This is a genomic window from Clostridioides sp. GD02404 (assembly GCF_045898275.1).
GTDB classification, from domain to species: Bacteria; Bacillota; Clostridia; order Peptostreptococcales; family Peptostreptococcaceae; genus Clostridioides; species Clostridioides difficile_A.
The window spans coordinates 93,630-112,956 of the sequence record NZ_JBJOCA010000006.1 but is presented as its reverse complement, the minus strand read 5'-3'; the positions used below and the strand labels follow the sequence as shown (position 1 = coordinate 112,956).

Here is a 19,327-nt window from a genome sequence, read left to right as displayed (position 1 = left end):
ATTATATATTAATGGGGGATATTTCTTTAATTAATAGAACTATATTAGTATTACAGTTAATATTATAATACATAATTGGTCATTTTAATTCATTTTATATTAAAATTTTTAATTATATTATTTAAAATATGAATATAAAGTTGCAAAATTAATTTGAATTAAATATACTATTGAGATTTTCAATTATAAATGACCTATAATATATTTACATACAAAATATTCTACCAAAAATATACATAAATTTAAAAGGGCTGATTTAAAAATAACCATCACCCCTTTTGAATAGTATCTATATTATATTATAACCAAATCTTACCCAAATATTTTTTCTTGTAATTGTCTTAAATGATATAAAGTAGTATCTTTTTCTATCTCAACCATATCATAAGTTATAACTTCACCTTTTTTAATATCTTTAACTACTTTAGTCTTTTTGCTAACTAGACCAATAGGAACAGCATTCATAGCTTTTGCAACATCGTACTTTTCTATAGTACCATAGCATGTATATGCACCATATCCATCCATATACTCACCTTTTTTCAAGTCTTTCTTAGCTATAGTCATAACTTCTGCAACTAGTCCATTTTTAGGTACTATTGTAGCCTTATGTTCTAAAACTGCCATAGCTGCTGATAAAGGAGTCTCTAAGCTACACAAATGATATGGTCTATATAATATGTAATTAGGTCCATCACCCATACTTAAATATTTTAATTCATCATTAACAGCTTTTAATTTATGAGCAACTACTACGAATACTCCAGGTGCTATACCATTTACAAAATCAACTACACCATAATTATCTAATACTCCACCTTCACTTTTTAATGCATACTTTTTAGGTACTTCATTCACTGTAGCTTCAATACCATGACCACCTCTTACATCAGGTACAAATCCAGTTGCATTACACATTAAAGCCATTTCTACCATTGTTTTAGTTCCTTCTTTAAAAGAAGCTATCATATGAGGTGAAGCTCCTTTTCTTTCTGCTTCTTCTCTAACAGTATCAGGGTTACAATCTAAATCTAATTTATTATTTTTACCTTTTCCTATGACTCTAACTTCAAATCCCATTGCATCTGCAAAATCGAATAATTCCATTACAGCTCCTGGCTCATCCCCTGCAGAACCTGTAAAGATTACTCCAGCATCATCTGCTAATTTTTTAAGTATTGGTCCAACAACACAATCAGTCTCAGCATTTAACATTACTATGTGTTTTTTATTTAAGATAGCATTTAGTGCTATTTCTGCTCCAATTGCAATACCACCAGTTGCATCTATAACTACATCTATTGACTTAGTCTTACAAGCTACAAGAAAATCATTACAAGTCAATACTTTTCCTTCTTGTAATTTTAGTTCTGCATCATTTTCATTTGTTACATTATCTATAACTGCTTCATCTATTCCTGCATCAGTAAATGCCTTATGAGCTAATTCTAAATTTATATCTACAACAATAGAAGCCTCAATACCTTTCATATTCGCCATTTGGCTTACCATTCCATTTCCCATATGACCAGCACCTATAAGAGCTACTTTTATTTTCTTACCTTCTTCTTCCAACTTTGCAAGTTTTCTGTTTAAATCTAACATATCCATTCCTCCTGTTATAATAATTTTATTTTTCAAATTAAGAAATAGTTATTAAATCTCCAATAGTTACATTTGGATTTCCTATTTCTACATGTATTTCTCCTGGTAAATTTACTTCACATTCCCCATCAAATTTGATTGTACAATGACCAATTTCTCTAAGAGTCTTTTGAGCAATGTCTCCAACTGAAACTATACAATAATCTCTATTTCCTATTGTAAGTGTGTCTCCTATTTCAACATCACTTTTTAATGTTGATATTGAATGAATTACAGATATATCCTTTAAGTCTTCATCATTGATGGTTTCATCATATATGATAAGACAATTGCTTTCATCCATTAACTCTTTAACTAAACTGCCTATCCCACTTATCTTAACTTCATATTTCATGACATTCCTCCTGATAATTTATATTTATATTAAGTTAATTAAAAGAAACATTTATTTTTTCTTTTATAAATTTTATAGCTTGTACAATACTTTCTTCATCTTTAAATCTTTGCTCTGCACTATATATGTCTAATCCTTCTATTTCTTCAATCTCTTTAAACTTAGCCATTACTGTGCGTCCTTTCAAAATTTCCCCAAACCTTATAAAACCATCTGAATCTGAAGATATAATAGCTATACTTCCTTTAGAAAAATAACTTTTCTTTTTTCCTGTAGATACTATCTCCCCTTTTGTTTTAGCTCTATTTAAAGTTTTAAAATATAATTTATTCTGTTTCATTATAAATATAGTATTTAGAACATAAACAACAAATAAAATTACAAGTAGTTTCATATTTATACACCTTCCACAAATCACATTATTTTTTAATTCTGTACGATTCTACATAAGATTTTTGAGTAACACTTTTTTAAATTCTAAAAAACTTCTACATTTACTTATCTTATTTGTTAACTTTACATCTTGTCCTATCTTTAAAACTTCTTCATAAATTTTTACCAACAAGTCTGAATCCATTTGATTCTCACATGGAAACATGGTCATAAGTATTATTTTTATACTTCTATTTGCATATTGTATTGGTTCTTCTAAAATCCCAATTGCCATTAGAAATTTATCTGACTTTTCATTTACAGAATGGGGAAATAATAGACCTTTATCAAAAACTGTAGGAGATTTTTCTTCTCTATTAATTATGTTTTCTCTAAACTTATCATCAATACATCCTAAATCCATAAGATTGTCCATCATTTTTTCCAAAGACCCAAGTATCGTCTTTTCATTCAATATCATAAATTTATCTTCATCCAACAAATTATTTATTAATAAATTTGTAGAATTAGTGGTATCAATATTTCCTTCTCTTAAACACAATACTGTTTTTAATTGTTCTCTTAGTTTATTTTCATCAAATATTGTATTTATTTTCAACACTATTGTTCCTATATTTGATGTGTCTAAATCAATAGTTGTAAAAACTATATCGTATTCATCTAAGTTAATATTTCTCAAATTAAAACTTGAAAGAGTATCAATTTGTGGATTATTACCTATTAATTTTTCAACTCTTATTTTTAATAGCTTTGCTGTCCCTAGACCAGTACCACATATAATTGCTATTTTCTTTATTGAATAAAATCTACTGCTATTTCTTTCTAAATATCCACTAAAATGAATTGCTATATATCCAATCTCATCTTCTGAAACTTCTAAATTATATTTCTGCTCTATTACTTTTCCTGCTATTTGAGCTAATTTAAAAGGAAGTATATAGTTCTGTTTAATCTCTTCTAGCAATATATTCTTTAATTTTATATTAAATAATAGTCTATTTAGAGTAAAACTAAGATGATATCCTAGTCCTATCCTTAATTCATCCTCATTTATCAAAATACCCATATCAATATATATTTGGTTAAATATATTTTCCATCAACTCATCAATATTTTTATTAATTCTACTACTATTTAAAGCACATTCTGATGCTGGTGCATTTCCACTTACTAATGGTATAGTCAAATAAATAATTTCCTCATCATTTAAAACACATTCAAATCTTTTTGATAATATTTGTTTTATTTCCCTAGCAATAAGGTATTCATCATATGATTTGAGTAAATCAAACTTTGCATTATACTCTTTTACTCTATTTTTTTCTTTTACTCTATAAATTAAAACTACAATATAGTTAAGAACTTCTCTTAGCATTTCATCTGTAACATAAAAATTATTATTTTTGAACAAAGTCAATAATTCCTCTTCCAAACTTGTGAGTTCTTCTTTTTTAATATCTTTAAAATATTTTGAATTATTTAAATCCTTTCTTGAGTTCTTATACAACTGATTTAATATAAGTAATCTAATATCAAGTTCATTTCCATGTAATTTCATCCCTGTATTCTGTTTTTTTATTAAGTTTAAATTATATGAAGCTAGAACTTTTTCTACATACTGGAAATCATTTACTAGAGTAGTTCTTCCTACACACATCTCATCTGCCAAACTATCAAGTGTAATAAATCCATCTAGTTCTATCAAATAATTTAGTATAAACTCTACTCTATCTTCCTTTGAGTTTAATGAGAATATATTTTTTCTATTCATATCAATAATCTTATTAAGTACTTTTTCATCTTTTATTTCCAGTTTATATCCTTGACCTTTTACATATTTAATTACTGCTATATCACTCCCTAAGTCTTTATTCAATTGTTTTATATATGTTCTTACACTTCTAGTTGTAACATTTAGTTCATTTGCTATTGAATTGATACTTACAAACTCTTTTTTACTACATATAATCAATATTTTAAATATCTTGCGGTCAATAGAAGGAATTTTCTCAGTTACATTCATTTTGTATCTCCTCCTTGATTTCATTCTAGTACAAACTTGAAACCAAATTAATACATAAAATTTCACTTTAATAGAGGAAAATTTAGTATTAATCTAAATCGATAATTACAGTTGATTAATAGTATAAAAGCTAGCCTTTCATTAACAAAACTCTTGACTAGCTTAAATTTATATTTTAAATTTTATTAATCAAATTTAAACCTAATACTGACATTAAATATTATCTTAAAGCAAATACCGCAACTCCATATGCAATAATAACAGATATTGGACCAGTTATTAAACGAGAATAAAATAGAGCTGGAACACCATATTCCACGGTTTCTGGTTCTGCTTCTCCTAAGCTTAATCCTACTGGGACAAAATCGCAGCCAGCTTGTCCATTTATTGCAAATAAAGCAGGAAGTGCTAAGTATGCTGGTATTGCTCCAAGACCAATTTGAGTACCTACAAGAGTTCCTACTACTTGTGCTATAACTGCACCAGGCCCTAATATTGGTGATAAGAATGGAAGTGTACAAATTATTGATATAATCAATAACCCACCAATATTACCAGCAAGTGGAGATATTACCTTTGCAATCCAATCTCCCAACCCAGATGCTAAAATAATTCCCATAAGCATACTTACGAATGCCATAAATGGTATTACATTATTCATTATCATTTGGATAGTATCTCTACCAGCATCATAAAACTTTGAAACTACTTTTCCTGCACCTTGACCAATAGAAAGTATTATGTTCTTTTTAGCATATTCTCCTTGTGCTTTTGATTTTACTTCATCATAATTATCAGGCTTTCTAATGGAACTCTTATTTTCACTTTTATTTTCTTGAGCTTTTTGTGGCATATCTTCTCCATCTACAACACTTATACAATTAGGGTTAACATCTGATACATAATATTCCTCTGTTATAAATTTTGCTAGAGGACCTGTTTTTCCAACTGGATTTACATTAATTGTAGGTATTTTTTTCTTTGGATATACTCCACATCTAGCAGTTCCACCACAATCAATAATAACTACTGCCACTTCTTCATCAGAAACACCAGTTTTAAATCCATCTACAATCTCACAACCCAGTAGTTCTTTTATTTTTAATGTTACTTCATGGATACCACCAGCAGTCATTGATAAGATTTTATTTCTATTGCCTTCTTTTTTTATATATAAAGGGCCTCCCCAACCTGAACTTCCTTTTTCTATTTTTAATATCTTGTTTTCATCCATTTTAACTACCTCCTAAGCTTTATTTGCTACTTTATTTTTTCTTGTTAAAAAAGCATACATTTTTTCTGTTATTATACCTCTTATAAAAATCACGATTAAACCAACTATAAAATACCATAATGCTAATGTAGTAGTTTCTTTACCTAAAGTAGTCAAACCAGCTGATATTCCTAACCATACAAAAAGTTCTCCTGCATTTGCATGTGGAAAAAGACCTGTAATTGGATGTACAAATGAAACTGCTGCATCATAAAATCCTGCTTTATGTTCTTCTTTTAAAAATCTACCAAATGTATAACACATAGGATTTCCTAAGAAAAACACTGATACTAATGGAAGTAAAATATATCTTGTAAAAGAATTCCTTCCAAGCTTAGAAGCCCAATTATTAACTCTTTCCTCACCAATTATTTTAATCAAAGAGTTAATAGCTACCATTAACACGATTAGCGTTGGAAGAGTTCCTGAAACAAGACCTACAAATTGTTCTCCTCCCTTCTGAAACAAACCAATAAACCACTCTGCACCTTTACTTAGACCTGTAATAACGTTTTCCATAAAATTATAACCTCCCTATAATATCTTTAAATTTTTAATTTTATTACTCGCTATTAATTTTACAAATTACCTCTTTTTTCTGTACTATATGCTATTATTATAAATGTTTTTTATATTAATATCATTTTAATATAATACTTTTGATAAATAAATACATCTTTTTTCAATTTTATGAAGGAAAAAATTGTACTAATTAGAATTTTCAGAAATATACAAATCTTATTTCGACTATATTTTAAATTCTTCTTAAAAATTTAAGAACTTATTTTCATTTATTTTATTATTAATACTATCTAAATCTTATAGAAATAAAAAAATAGATGCTTTATGATAAGCATCTATCCTTTAATTAAATTATTTTTTAGTTTTTTTATAGATTATTTTATAGGTATATAAATATCAATTTGTGAATCCATATTATCAGGACCTAAAAATCGTTCATCATATACTTCAAAATCCTCTCTTATATCAATTTCGTCTTTTGAACTCAAAAACCAAGTGCCCCATATATATTCATAAGTTTTATCTAAACTTTCCAAGCTACCAATATGAGTAAATACAGCATACTTTCCTCCTGTAATAGTTTTTGCAACAAATGAATTTGGAATATACTCATAACTGCTAACTTCAAACCCTATTATCTCATTAAATTCCATATTCTCACTAACTAGATGTATTTTAGATGTTGCTTCACAAATTCCAAAAGCTCTCCTTGATGGTAAAGTATTTGGAACAATATGATGCACTTTCTTAAACCTTTCCCACAAATTAGGTAATGAGTTATCTTCTAGTATCACATTATCTCTTATACCAATTACCATTATTTCATCTATTTCTTTTATAACTGGTTTAATCGTTATATTCTCCATAAGATGCTTCATAAAATCTAATTCTAATTTTTTCTTTTTACCAACAAATACATCTATTCTATTTTTTCTATATTCCATAGGGCTAACTTTATATATAGACTTAAATGCTCTGCTAAATGCTTCTGAGGATTCAAAACCACTATCAATAGCTATATCTATTATCTTTTTTTCACTGTATAAAAGCTCTTTTGTGCTATTGACCAAACGTCTTTTTTTTATATAGCTTCCTACACTTTCACCAAACATAGACTTGAATAAGCGTGTCAGATGATAATAAGAATATCCTGATTCTTTTGCCACATCATTTACAGTTATATTTTCTTTTAGATTATTCTCAATATATACTACCGCTTTTTCAAAATACTTTAAGTAGTCCAATATGACACCTCCTCAAATCAGAGATTCTTATAACTTGTAAATATACATATCTAAATTAATACTATTTTGTTAATATACTAAAATATAACAAATAATTCAATACCATGTTATATAAAGACTATAAATTCTCATTATATCTACTAGGATTTAAAATATAATATACTATTTATATATCCTACATTACATATAAAACCTATCCAAAATCATCAGTTTTATTATCAAGCTTCATCATATTCTAATTTATTCTTGTACTGTAATTTTAATTGTTTTTGAAAGTGTCTCAATATAATCTTCACCTGATATAGCAACACATAAACTCAGCTTCTTCATATTATTTGCCCTCTCTTTGGTATATTAAAGGTATTTTTTACTCAATCAATTCAAAAAAATCAGAAGGTGCTTTTTCAATATCTATATTTATTAACTGTGTTGTAGATTTAATATTGTCATTCAGATAGTATTTATTCCATATATTACTTTCTAGTCCACCCCATAATATGTTAAATGTTCCTGTATTTAAGTCCATAACTATACTTTTTAAAGTTCCAAAAAAATCGTTGTAATAATTACAAGATAATCCATATGGATATTTTAAGGATAAGAAATTCATTAAATCCTTCTCACTAATTTTTTTAGAATTATCTATGTATTCTTTAATTAAATTATATCTATGAATAGAATTATTCATAGACTGTGGTTCTAATTTATGAAGTTTATCAATATGAATATGATTTGTAGAGTGAAGAAAATATTCTCTCTTATTTCCAAATTCATTTATTTTCTTTATCTCTTTTTTTCCATCTAGAGTTTCTACAAGTACCATATTTCCAGACTTATCTGCAAGTAATAGATTAATGTTATATGCAATAGGCATATCTTCTATATATCCTAATGCCTCCTCTACATCTTTGCAATTTTCTAATAAATATCTAATAACAGCCCAAAACTGTAAACCTACAATTTTAGGTTTTCTCATACCTTCTTGAGCTCCTACAGGATAACCACAAGATGTTTGACTTACACCCAAACCACACTCATTCATACCTTCAGTTCTTCCAAACTGCATTACTGTAGTTCCAATGTGTGCATATTTACCAACCACCTTAGTTTTACATAAAGCAAAATCTTCCATATGGTGTGAGAAATCAAAATTACGAGCAAAGAGAACATGCCCATTTTCAGTTAATTCTGGTGTTAAAGCAACTTGACTGCAACCTGGTCTAAGATAGGTCATAGTATAGTATAAAAGTTGACTACTATCTACTTGAATAGCATCAGCAAAACCTTGTAATTCTTCATTAAGTCCTGGGCAATATTTGTCAAATAACTCTACCATATAGTTTTCTTCTTCTTTAGTTACAACATTAGATTTATTAGTTTGTTCACATATCAACTCTGGTATATTTACAATTGATTTTCCTAACTCATATCCTATTTCATAGTTTGTGCCACATAATTCGTAAGTTCTTACTTTTAAAGTTTCCATATTATTTCCTCCTATATATCTCTTGTACTTGATTTTATCATTAGGGCTACAACCTTTCATGATATTTTTTGCTATAATAAGTTTGCAAATCTAAAAAATCTAATACGTACTAGATTTATATAGGATTATTTAAGTGCCTATTATATAAATTAAGTGTCCAAACTTAAAATATTACTTTTGTTCATGCATATTTATTCTTTTAAGCCATGAAATAATTTTTTCTTCTGCGCCATTTCCTCCATTTCCGTAAATATCAAATATATCTAAAACTTTTGAATTAGGACATAATTTTTTTATGTCTTTATCAGCATGACCTTTTCCACCACCTCCATGAGTAATAAAAGGTATAATATTTTTTCCACTTAAATTATTCTGGTTAAGTAAAGTTGCTATAGGTGGTGCAATTGTACTCCACCAATTTGGTGTCCCTAAAAAAATAGTATCATAATCACTTAAATCATATGATATTTTTTTAATACTAGGCATAATCCCCTTCTGTATCTCTTGTTGAGCTTGTTTTACTAGTGCATTATAATCCTTTGTGTATGGTGTTTCTGTAAATATCTCTTGTATATCAGCCAATGTATACTTTTGAATAATTTCTGCAATTCTTTTAGTGTTTGACGAACTTGAAAAGTATAATACAATATTTTTTTTACTCATATCTATTCCCCCTTATTTTTTAATGTCATACATTTAGCAACTGTATTTCCTGTTTTTAAATATGTATAACCAGGCATTTCAAATAAAATTGGTTTTAGTTTTTCATAATCAATTTTGCTTTCTTCATTTAAAATTTCTTCATCTGCATATGTATGGCTTATTTTTAATATAAAACTTTCAAATCCCTTTGTTTCATAAATATCATCCACATAACATTCCATGTTTAGTTTTGATTCTTTTATTAGTGGAGCTCCTTCATCACCTATTTCGTATTCAAATACTTTTGATTTATCAATTTTACTTCCACTTACACAACCAACATAATCTGCTTTTGACAACATAGACTCATCTACAACATTTACAGAGAGTACTTTACTTTCTCTAATCCCTTTATTTGTATAATGTGATTTTGCTAAACTTATCATAATATGGTCATGCCCAATAATACCTAAATGTCCTACTAACATCCAGTTAGGGCTTTCATCAATTACTACTCCAACAACTACCAATGGTGTAGGATATAATCCTATTATAGAACCTAAGTCCTTTTTCATATATAATTACCTCTTTTCTTTTATTTTCTTATATTGTATTCCCTTAACCAAACTTAAGGTCAAATATTATTTTTTATATTCGTGCTTTTCTTTCCATTCCTTAACCATTTTTTGTGTTACAGGGTCACATAGGTTATAGTAATTTTCAATTTTATACTCAACAACATCTAAACATTCTCGAAGTTTATTAATCTGTGTAGTCAAATCTTCTTTTACTTCTACCAATATTTCTCTACGTACTTCTTTTGTATCATCATCAGAACATGCAAGTCGTACATATTCAATAATAGCTTCTAAAGAAGCTCCTGCTTTCTTAAACTTCATAACAAACTCAATCCAGTGAATAGCACGTTCATCATAATCACGAATTCCAGACTTATTTTTAGGAATAGGTGGTATTAATCCTATCCTTTCATAATAACGTAAATTATCTACTGATATTCCAGTACGTTTTGAAGCTTCTTTAATTGTCATAAGCATCACACTCCTTATAAGTATCTTTTTTTAATATACAACCTTAAGTTAACTTCAAGTCAAGCCTTTTTTAAAACTTTTTTACAAATTGGAAAATTAAATTAAAAAGGTGAACTACACAGAGTTCACCTTTTGTTTTAGAAACTATATTTAAATGTAATTTACTATATTATAAATAATTTAATTTAATACGTTTAATCATAATATATATTAGTTTAAAACTATATAAATATATTTTTAACTTTTTAAAAAGGACCTAAATTAATCTGCACTGCAATCATCAAAAATATAAACCCTAAAGCTAACTCCATAAGTATTATCTTTGATGCAAATTTAAACCATCTTGTATAAGGTACATGAGCAATAGATATTCCAGCCATAAGAACTCCAAGTGTTGGAACTATTCCATTTGCAAATCCATCACCCATTTGGTAAGCTAACACTGCAACCTGTCTAGGTATACCTATAACATCTGCAAGTGGAGCCATAAGGGGCATTGTTACCATAGCTTGACCAGTGCCTGAAGGTATAAAGAAATTGATTACAGACTGCATAATCATCATTACTCCACCGCTAAAAATTCTAGGAACATAATTCAACACCAATGACAATCCATGAACTATTGAATCTAAAATTACTCCCTGTTCTAATATAACTACTATACTAGATGCAAATCCTATCAAAATAGCTGGATAGACCATTTCTTGCATACCTTTCACGAATCCAGAAGCAATTTTATTTGGGCTCATTCCATAGACTACTCCACATAAGATTCCTAAAGCAAAGAAATAAGCTGATAAGTCTGACATACTCAAAGAAAATTTTACAATCAATATCATCAAAGCAAGTATACCACCAAAGAATGTAACTAATACTCTTATATTTCCAGCAGACAATTTTTCTTTAATGGAAGACTTATCTAATTGCCAATGACTATAATCAATATCTGCTACTAAACTTTTGCTTGGGTCTTTTTTTATTTTTTTACAATAAAAAATTATGTATGTTGAAAGTAAAATCATGGTGCAAATCCAAAATATCCATCTAAACCACATTCCTGAAAAAAGTGGCAATCCAGAAATACCTTGCGCCAATCCTACAGTAAAAGGATTAATAGTAGCCGAACCATAACCCGATGCAAGCCCTAGAAGTAAAATACCTGCAGCAACTAAAGCATCATACCCTAAAGCAATACACAGAGTCATTAATATAGGCAAGAATGCAATACATTCTTCATACATACCTACCACTCCACCAGCTAAACCAAAAGTCAATACTAAACAGGTAATTATAATCTCGCCTTTTTTGCTTCCCTGACTTTTAGAAATAACTCTTCCAATCAAAGCATCTAGTGAGCCAGTAGAATTTACTATACCAAATGCACCTCCAATAATAAGTACAAAGAAAACTGTTACAGAATTTTTCCCAAGCCCACTTGGTATAGCTCTAAATACATCCATTATACTGACTGGATGTTGTTCTCCATATTTAAAACTTCCTGCTTGCACAAGCATATTTCCAGTAGTTAAATCTTCAACTCTATTATATGTTCCAGAAGGAACAATATAGGTCATTATAGCTGCAAATATTATGAGACCTATCATCAAAACATATGCATCTGGGAATGATAATTTTCTCTTTTTGCCTTCAGTTTTATTAGTCATAGCAAAATCCCCTTTATCTAAAGTCTACTCTTCTTTCATCTTTTTAATTAAGTCTGGGTTTTCAAATAAACTAAAGCCTGTTAAAGCTAATATCTTTATACCATCAATCACTCTGTTTTTTGCATATGAATTCATAGAAGCTTTCAAAAATTCCTTTGTATGTAGCTCTTCACAATTTTCGGAGAATTTCATTAAAGGGTGTATACATGGTATCATTTGACTTAGATTTCCCATATCTGTAGAACCTAATAATACTTGTTCATCGTCATCATATATACCAAATTCCTCCATAATATTTGTAAAGATACCTGTTAAAACCTTGTTTGCATTTAAACCTTGGCAAGTTGGCTCAAAATGGTAAAACTCAAGTTCACAGCCAGTAGCTATTGCAGCTCCTCTAGCACAATTTTTTACTTTTTCAACTACCTCATCAAAGTAGTCTTGCTCTTTTGCTCGTATTTCTAGTCTTACTTTTCCCATGTCAGGTATTACATTTGCAGCAGTTCCTGCTTCTAGTATGATACCATGTATTCTAGTTCCATCTACCAATTGTTGTCTCAATGCATTCACATTATTATATAATAATACTACTGCATCCAAAGCATTTATTCCATTATATGGCTTAGCTCCTGCATGAGATGCTTTTCCAGTAAATATGAAATCTAATCCCCCTATTGCTATAATTTCTGGCGTTACACATGTTTTTGAATTTGGATGTATCATCATTGCTGCATCATATCCATCAAATACTCCATGTTCTATTAAGTAAGGTTTTCCATCTCCAGTTTCTTCAGCTGGTGTCCCAATTATACTTACCTCTCCTTTGTAAGTATCTAGTATACTTGCAAGAGCTAATCCAGCTCCAACTCCCATGGAAGCTATCAAATGATGGCCACATGCATGACCATTGCCTGGAAGAGCATCGTATTCTGCTATAAAGGCTATTCTTGGACCATCGCCATTTTTCTTAGTTGCTTTGAAAGCTGTGGCCATACCTGCCAAGTTTTCCTCAACCTCAAAACCTTCTTCTCTTAGAAATTCTGCTATTTTTTTAGCAGACTTGTATTCTTGTAAGGCAATCTCTGGCTCATCATATAAAGATTGACATAGACCTAAAATTTTTTCTTTCTTTAAATCCGCCACTTGTGTTATTTTTTCTTTCATATCAATCTTACCTCCCACTAAATTTATTTATTAATTCTTGTATCCTATTATAAACTTTGATTTACTATATTGAACTTATAATCTATCTACAGTAACATTATTATTAGATTTCTTATAAAATTTAATGATAATTCTACTGTAAAATATAATCACACAATGAATATCCAAATATCTTTCTATCTATTAAAATAAATAATCTTACTATATACTACTATCCAAAATAACAGTTTTAAATATAAATACTCTATATTTCAAATTCATAAAGTAATCTTCAATAATTTAAAAGTTTAAATAGATTTACTTTAAATTTCAGTTTTTCTCGCATGCATAATATTAAGTTCATATTTAATTTTTATTATAAATAATTAAATAAAACATGTATAGGACTCTGTAAAATATCTTTAATTTAACTCATGTTTATTTTCTTTTATGTATTTATTTTCCCAAAATTCAGCATTTTTTATATCTAATTCTATAGGATTAAAAGTTCTATCGCTCCTTTTTACTCCCATCTTTTTCTGCCTTTGATAATCGTAATATGCTTTTATAGCTGGTTTTTTTAGTGTAAATATACCAACTAAGTTTATATATGTTAATACACCTATACATATATCACCAAGTGCCCAACTTGTAAGTGGTTCTATAAAGCAACACATTGCTGCACATATTATAAGCATAAATCTACAGACATTAATTATGTGCTTTTCATGTTTTTCTGCCTTAATTCTAGTCACTAAGTAAGATACATTGGTCTCCATCATGTATGAAAAGGCTAATAATGTTGTAAATGTAAATAGTAGTAAAACTATTGCTATAAAAATATCACCTAATTGAGGATGTAATGTATTTACTGCACTCTGTACATATTGTGGACCTGGTTCTACACCTGGTAATGTTGTGTAAACATCTGTAACATTATACATTCCCGTTATTATAATCATAATACCTGTAGCCATACATATTAATAGTGTGTCTACATAAACAGAAAAAGCTTGGACTAATCCTTGTTTGGCTGGGTGACTCACTTCTGCTGCTGCTGCACCATAAGTTCCAGAACCTTCTCCCGCTTCATTTGAGTATATACCTCTTTTTACTCCCCAAGATATTGCTGAACCTAACATCCCTCCAAAAACCGAACCAAATCCAAATGCAGATTTAAACATTGTCATAATAGCTCCTGGAACTAGATTTATATTTGCTATGATTATTACCAATGTCATAATAAGGTATGCTCCACCCATTATAGGTACTACTTTCTCAGCAAATAAACCAATTCTTTTAATTCCTCCAAAAATTATTATCCCTAGTGCAATAGAAGATGTAACTGCTATTGTCATTTTTGAAAATCCAAATGCTTGATTCATTGCTAGATATAGAGTATTTGATTGTGTGCCAGGCATAAAAAATGTATAGCTTATGATTGCAACCACTGAAAATAAAATTGAACATTTTTTCCAACCAAGACCTTTTTCAAAGTAATATGGAGGACCTCCTCTGTACTGTCCATCATGCTCATCTTTATATATCTGAGCTAAAGTAGATTCTACAAATGCAGTTGCCGACCCTAATGTAGCCATTATGCACATCCACACTAATGCTCCTGGTCCTCCCATTGCTATCGCTACAGCTACACCAGCTATATTTCCAGTTCCTATCCTTCCTGCCATAGATGTAGCAAAACCTTGGAAAGAAGATATTCCAACATGAGAACTATCTCCTTCAAGCAAAAGAGTAAACATTTCTTTTACATCTTTTATTTGAAAAAATCTTAATTTCATTGAAAAATATAATCCTATACACAAACACATTGCAACTAATACAGGTGACCAAACAATTCCATTAATGGTGTTAACTAAATCGGTCACTTAACTCACCACCATTCATTTTATATTTATAGACAATAATTTAAATAGCTATGTTTCAACATTCTATATAATCTTCAACTCAATATATCTAAAAAATCTATCTTCTATTTATATTATTTTTAATCCACAAGCTATAAGTATCTATCTCTAAAACAAAGAATATTAATCGATATATAAACGTAAATTTATAAACTTTTTAACGATATGTATTTGACAAATAATCAAACAATATAAATTGGAATACATGTAATGAAAAGCCTGAAACTGTTACTATATAAATAGTACCATATACAATTATTAATATATAATTGAATAGTATATAGTTAGATTTTAAATTTTCGTATTTATTATGAGGTGTAAAATTGAGTACAATTACCACCTATTTTTGAAATTCTTTTAATTTAAATTAAATAGGTTTATGTAAATATATAAATAGATGATAATTGCTACTCAATTCCAGACCTTTAGGGGTAACTTTATACTAAAACCTAGAAAACTTGATAACATTTTGGTGTGTTGCACTTTAAATTTTAAGTATTGCTATAAAACTTAATAATTTGGTATTTTTACAATATTTATGCTTCTAACTTACTTTCTCTTTTCTTCTTAACTTTTAATATATATAAACAAGATAGTATACCAATTATTAGAATTGCTATCTGGAATATAAATGTATATGTGTAACCTTTATTGCCATAAGTATCTATCCAGTGTCCTATTAATGCAAATTGGAATACATCTGGTGAAAATCCTAAAGCTGCAGCTATACCTATAGTAGTTGCTGAATATTTAACTGGAACTTTTACTTCATCTTGAACTGCATAGTATATACCTTTTCCCATGTAACCTAATATACCTACTACAAATGTTAAAGCTATAAATATAGTCATTGGAGTAGATGCAGGTAGTACTAGGAATAAAATTATTACTGCTATACCAAATACATATATTGGTAGTAGTACTTTTGTAGGTGATTTTACTTTATCTGCACAATATCCTCCAAATGGTGCTCCAAACAATTTTAGACCATGTTGTCTTATTATTGCTAATGCCCCAGACAATGCCACAGAACCTCCAAGTACTGATGTTATATATGGTGTAAAATAAGACATTGTAACTGTGAATGAATATACACAGAATATGCTTATTCCTACTAGCCAAGTGTTTGGTGATTTTAGTACTGTCATAAAATCGCCAGCAGACATTTTTTCACTTGCTTCTTCTTCTTTATCTTCTCTGATATCTACATCTTTAATTACAAACCATAATACTGGACACATCACTATTGATAATATTCCTAAAGATATCATTACCCATCTCATACCCAATACAGGAGTTGAAAAGCATGTATAAATATATAAGAATATTGCTCCCATTACTACGCCAGAAACTCCAACCATAGCTTCATTGAATCCATAAACTTTACCTTGATTATCTTTTCCTATAACTCTAAGTATTTTTACCATAGAAGGATAGTTCATAACTAATGATGTGATTGCACAACCTACCCAAGTTGCAACTGCGAACGGATAGTTCATGTTAAATGCAAATGCAAATGATACTAATCCATTAAGAAATACAGAACCTAAAATTATCTTTCTATAATCAAATCTATCTGCTAACCAACCCCCTATAGGAGCTCCAAATATATTCCCTAATCCATAAATCGTAAGTAGAAAACCTAGTTGAGTATTTGTACACTCTAATGCTTTTAAGATTGGATCATATAATGTATATTGGATAAATGGTATAATATAAACTAATTCCCAAGATATTGCTATAATAACAAGTTGAAACATTAACTTTCCAAACTTTATACCGTTCCCTTTTTCTCCCATATTTAAGCCCTCACTTTTTATATTTATTCACAAGCATAATTGAGTTCTTTTTTTATAACTTCTGCAAGTATCTGAATTCCATTAACTATTTGTTCTTCTGACATAGTTGTATAGTTAAGTCTCATAGTGTTCTTTGGTCCATTATTTGCAAAGAATGACTCTCCAGAAACGTATGCAACTCCAGCATCAATAGCTTTGTCTAGTAAATCATCTACATTTATGTTTTCAGGAAGCTCAACCCATATAAACATTCCTCCATCTGGCTCTGTATATTTAGCTTCTTCTGGAAAATGTTTTTTCATAGCATCTAACATCAATAAACATCTTTTTTTGTACTCAGCTCTTATTTTTTCTATATGTTCATTTAAATTATATTTCTTTAAGAATTCTATTACTTGTACTTGAGAAAATTGATTTGATTGTAAATCTATACCTTGTTTTAAAAGTTCTGCTTTATCTATGATGTCTACATTACCACACATCCAAGCAACTCTAAACCCTGGACATAATACTTTTGAAAATGAACCTAAGTATAATACTTTATCTTTAGTATCAAGAGATTTAAGTGTAGGTAGAGGCTCTGGTGTAAATCTTATTTCTCCATAAGGATTATCTTCTATTACTATGACATCATATTTATTCACGACTTCCATAAAATCTTTTCTTCTTTGTAAAGACCATGTTTTTCCTGTAGGATTTTGAAATGTTGGTATTACATAGATTACCTTTATGTTAGAATTTTCAGATAATAATTTATCTAAATCATCTGTTACCATTCCTTCATCATCAGTATCTACGCCTAAAAAATCACATTCATAAGGTCTAAATGCATTTATTGCACCTAAGTAACTTGGATTTTCTGTAACTACTATATCTCCTTTTTCTAATAAAATCATAGCACTAAGAGATATACCTTGTTGTGAGCCAGTAGTTATTATGATATTTTCTGCTTTTGTATCAATATTTTCTTCTTCCTTCATTCTTTTTACTAATAACTCCAATAACTCATCTTCACCTTTAGTAGGGCCATATGCTAAAGCAAATTTGCCTCTTTCACTAAGTACTTTTTGAGTTACTTCACTTATCTCTTCTATTGGAAATAAGTTTGGGTCAGGAAGTCCTGCAGCAAAAGATATAACCGTACCACCACTTGCCACCTTCTGAGCTATTTTCTTTTGAGAAGCTCTTATAGCTGAAGCTTTTACCATATCCATTCTTTTTGCATATTTCATAATACTTTCTCCTCCTTAATAATAATTTCTTATTGTGACGCTAAGCATGCTAATGCTATTGAATTTATTTTAATTTCAGCTGTATCAGAACGTGAACCTAAAATTATTGGATTTGTTGCTCCTAAAACTATACCAGCCCACTTAGCTTGATTAAATCTAAGCCATGATTTTCCTAATATATTCCCTGCTTCTATATTTGGAAATACTAGCAAATCAACATCACCAGCTATATTACTTTTAATACCTTTATGTTCTGCTGCATGTGCATCAAATGCCACATCAAATGCTATCGGACCTTCTGCTATACACTTTGGTATTTCTCCTGATTTTTCCATTTCTACAAGTAGGTTTGCATCTACTGTAGATTGTATTTTATGATCTACCATTTCATTTGCAGTAAGTATAGCAGTTTTAGGATTTTCCATTCCTATACTCTTCATAGTAAGAAGTGCATTTATCATTATATCTTTTTTCTGATTTAAATTTGGTGATACATTTATACCACTATCAGTGCAATAAAGAAGTTTGTGATATTGAGGTAATTCATATACTGCAAGTAAACTCAATAATCTCCCTGTTCTAAGACCTGTTTCTTTATTTAATATAGCTCTCATATAGACACTCGTATTAACTAATCCCTTCATAAGAACTTTAGCCTCTTTATTCTTAACTATCTCTACAGCTTTTTTAACTGATTCATCAGGATTTTGACATCCTATTATTTCGTGACCTTTTAATCCAATTTCTTTTGATATATTTTCTATTTTATCCTTGTCTCCTACAAGAATTGGCTTTATAATATTTAAATCTGTTGCTGATTTTACAGCCTTTAATACTTCTTTATCTTCTGCAACAGCAACACTTACAATAACAGGTTCAAGCTTTTTAGCCTCTTCTAATAAATTATTAAAATCTTTTAACATACTCTCTCTC

17 protein-coding genes are annotated in these 19,327 nt (G+C 29.0%); all 17 read right to left on the bottom strand.

Annotated features, from left to right (window positions below; translation table 11 throughout):
- Nucleotides 1–312 precede the first annotated feature (312 nt).
- Nucleotides 313–1,605 carry an NAD(P)H-dependent oxidoreductase gene (locus tag Q3287_RS05740; protein ID WP_054271020.1) on the bottom strand — a complete coding sequence of 431 codons (1,293 nt, stop codon included), beginning with the start codon at nt 1,603–1,605 and terminating at the stop codon, nt 313–315.
- Nucleotides 1,606–1,642: 37 nt separating this feature from the next.
- Nucleotides 1,643–1,999, bottom strand: a complete 357-nt coding sequence (locus Q3287_RS05735; RefSeq protein ID WP_054271021.1) for a PTS glucitol/sorbitol transporter subunit IIA — start codon at nt 1,997–1,999, stop codon at nt 1,643–1,645.
- 34 nt (nt 2,000–2,033) lie between these two features.
- Nucleotides 2,034–2,393, bottom strand: coding sequence for a transcriptional regulator GutM (locus Q3287_RS05730; protein ID WP_054277165.1), 360 nt, complete (start codon nt 2,391–2,393; stop codon nt 2,034–2,036).
- 48 nt (nt 2,394–2,441) lie between these two features.
- Nucleotides 2,442–4,415 carry a BglG family transcription antiterminator gene (locus Q3287_RS05725; RefSeq protein ID WP_407963650.1) on the bottom strand — a complete coding sequence of 658 codons (1,974 nt, stop codon included), beginning with the start codon at nt 4,413–4,415 and terminating at the stop codon, nt 2,442–2,444.
- 220 nt (nt 4,416–4,635) lie between these two features.
- Nucleotides 4,636–5,649 (bottom strand): PTS glucitol/sorbitol transporter subunit IIB, encoded by a 1,014-nt coding sequence (locus Q3287_RS05720; RefSeq protein WP_054271024.1) that lies wholly within the window; start codon nt 5,647–5,649, stop codon nt 4,636–4,638.
- Nucleotides 5,650–5,661: 12 nt separating this feature from the next.
- Nucleotides 5,662–6,207 (bottom strand): PTS glucitol/sorbitol transporter subunit IIC, encoded by a 546-nt coding sequence (locus Q3287_RS05715; RefSeq protein ID WP_054271025.1) that lies wholly within the window; start codon nt 6,205–6,207, stop codon nt 5,662–5,664.
- Nucleotides 6,208–6,584: 377 nt separating this feature from the next.
- Nucleotides 6,585–7,454 carry an AraC family transcriptional regulator gene (locus Q3287_RS05710; protein ID WP_223152822.1) on the bottom strand — a complete coding sequence of 290 codons (870 nt, stop codon included), beginning with the start codon at nt 7,452–7,454 and terminating at the stop codon, nt 6,585–6,587.
- A gap of 367 nt (nt 7,455–7,821) precedes the next feature.
- Complete coding sequence (locus Q3287_RS05705; RefSeq protein ID WP_407963649.1) at nt 7,822–8,940, bottom strand: C45 family autoproteolytic acyltransferase/hydolase; 1,119 nt, start codon at nt 8,938–8,940, stop codon at nt 7,822–7,824.
- A gap of 171 nt (nt 8,941–9,111) precedes the next feature.
- Nucleotides 9,112–9,603 carry a flavodoxin gene (locus Q3287_RS05700; RefSeq protein WP_407963648.1) on the bottom strand — a complete coding sequence of 164 codons (492 nt, stop codon included), beginning with the start codon at nt 9,601–9,603 and terminating at the stop codon, nt 9,112–9,114.
- Nucleotides 9,604–9,605: 2 nt separating this feature from the next.
- Nucleotides 9,606–10,157 (bottom strand): flavin reductase family protein, encoded by a 552-nt coding sequence (locus Q3287_RS05695; protein ID WP_054271030.1) that lies wholly within the window; start codon nt 10,155–10,157, stop codon nt 9,606–9,608.
- A 66-nt stretch (nt 10,158–10,223) separates the two neighbouring features.
- The gene (locus Q3287_RS05690) at nt 10,224–10,631 is read right to left on the bottom strand and encodes a MerR family transcriptional regulator (RefSeq protein WP_054277170.1); all 408 of its coding nucleotides are present in this window, start codon (nt 10,629–10,631) and stop codon (nt 10,224–10,226) included.
- Nucleotides 10,632–10,876: 245 nt separating this feature from the next.
- A complete protein-coding gene (locus Q3287_RS05685) occupies nt 10,877–12,295 on the bottom strand; it encodes a YfcC family protein (RefSeq protein ID WP_054271032.1) in 1,419 nt (472 codons plus the stop codon).
- Nucleotides 12,296–12,319: 24 nt separating this feature from the next.
- Entirely contained in the window at nt 12,320–13,459 is a 1,140-nt protein-coding gene (locus Q3287_RS05680; protein WP_407963647.1) for a M20 family metallopeptidase, read from the bottom strand.
- Between the two features lie 401 nt (nt 13,460–13,860).
- Complete coding sequence (locus tag Q3287_RS05675; RefSeq protein ID WP_074178420.1) at nt 13,861–15,324, bottom strand: sodium:alanine symporter family protein; 1,464 nt, start codon at nt 15,322–15,324, stop codon at nt 13,861–13,863.
- 575 nt (nt 15,325–15,899) lie between these two features.
- Nucleotides 15,900–17,162 (bottom strand): MFS transporter, encoded by a 1,263-nt coding sequence (locus Q3287_RS05670; RefSeq protein ID WP_054277172.1) that lies wholly within the window; start codon nt 17,160–17,162, stop codon nt 15,900–15,902.
- A 23-nt stretch (nt 17,163–17,185) separates the two neighbouring features.
- Nucleotides 17,186–18,394: a PLP-dependent aminotransferase family protein gene (locus Q3287_RS05665; RefSeq protein WP_054277173.1), complete on the bottom strand. Its 1,209-nt coding sequence runs from the start codon at nt 18,392–18,394 to the stop codon at nt 17,186–17,188.
- Between the two features lie 29 nt (nt 18,395–18,423).
- Nucleotides 18,424–19,317 carry a bifunctional enoyl-CoA hydratase/phosphate acetyltransferase gene (locus Q3287_RS05660; protein ID WP_054271037.1) on the bottom strand — a complete coding sequence of 298 codons (894 nt, stop codon included), beginning with the start codon at nt 19,315–19,317 and terminating at the stop codon, nt 18,424–18,426.
- Between the last annotated feature and the right edge of the window lie 10 nt (nt 19,318–19,327).

Excerpts from the sequence above, each read along its gene's own strand:
- Q3287_RS05740 (WP_054271020.1), bottom strand. The coding sequence starts at position 1,605 with ATGTTAGATTTAAACAGAAAACTTGCAAAGTTGGAAGAAGAAGGTAAG.
- Q3287_RS05735 (WP_054271021.1), bottom strand. The coding sequence starts at position 1,999 with ATGAAATATGAAGTTAAGATAAGTGGGATAGGCAGTTTAGTTAAAGAG.
- Q3287_RS05730 (WP_054277165.1), bottom strand. The coding sequence starts at position 2,393 with ATGAAACTACTTGTAATTTTATTTGTTGTTTATGTTCTAAATACTATA.
- Q3287_RS05725 (WP_407963650.1), bottom strand. The coding sequence starts at position 4,415 with ATGAATGTAACTGAGAAAATTCCTTCTATTGACCGCAAGATATTTAAA.
- Q3287_RS05720 (WP_054271024.1), bottom strand. The coding sequence starts at position 5,649 with ATGGATGAAAACAAGATATTAAAAATAGAAAAAGGAAGTTCAGGTTGG.
- Q3287_RS05715 (WP_054271025.1), bottom strand. The coding sequence starts at position 6,207 with ATGGAAAACGTTATTACAGGTCTAAGTAAAGGTGCAGAGTGGTTTATT.
- Q3287_RS05705 (WP_407963649.1), bottom strand. The coding sequence starts at position 8,940 with ATGGAAACTTTAAAAGTAAGAACTTACGAATTATGTGGCACAAACTAT.
- Q3287_RS05700 (WP_407963648.1), bottom strand. The coding sequence starts at position 9,603 with ATGAGTAAAAAAAATATTGTATTATACTTTTCAAGTTCGTCAAACACT.
- Q3287_RS05695 (WP_054271030.1), bottom strand. The coding sequence starts at position 10,157 with ATGAAAAAGGACTTAGGTTCTATAATAGGATTATATCCTACACCATTG.
- Q3287_RS05690 (WP_054277170.1), bottom strand. The coding sequence starts at position 10,631 with ATGACAATTAAAGAAGCTTCAAAACGTACTGGAATATCAGTAGATAAT.
- Q3287_RS05685 (WP_054271032.1), bottom strand. The coding sequence starts at position 12,295 with ATGACTAATAAAACTGAAGGCAAAAAGAGAAAATTATCATTCCCAGAT.
- Q3287_RS05680 (WP_407963647.1), bottom strand. The coding sequence starts at position 13,459 with ATGAAAGAAAAAATAACACAAGTGGCGGATTTAAAGAAAGAAAAAATT.
- Q3287_RS05670 (WP_054277172.1), bottom strand. The coding sequence starts at position 17,162 with ATGGGAGAAAAAGGGAACGGTATAAAGTTTGGAAAGTTAATGTTTCAA.
- Q3287_RS05665 (WP_054277173.1), bottom strand. The coding sequence starts at position 18,394 with ATGAAATATGCAAAAAGAATGGATATGGTAAAAGCTTCAGCTATAAGA.
- Q3287_RS05660 (WP_054271037.1), bottom strand. The coding sequence starts at position 19,317 with ATGTTAAAAGATTTTAATAATTTATTAGAAGAGGCTAAAAAGCTTGAA.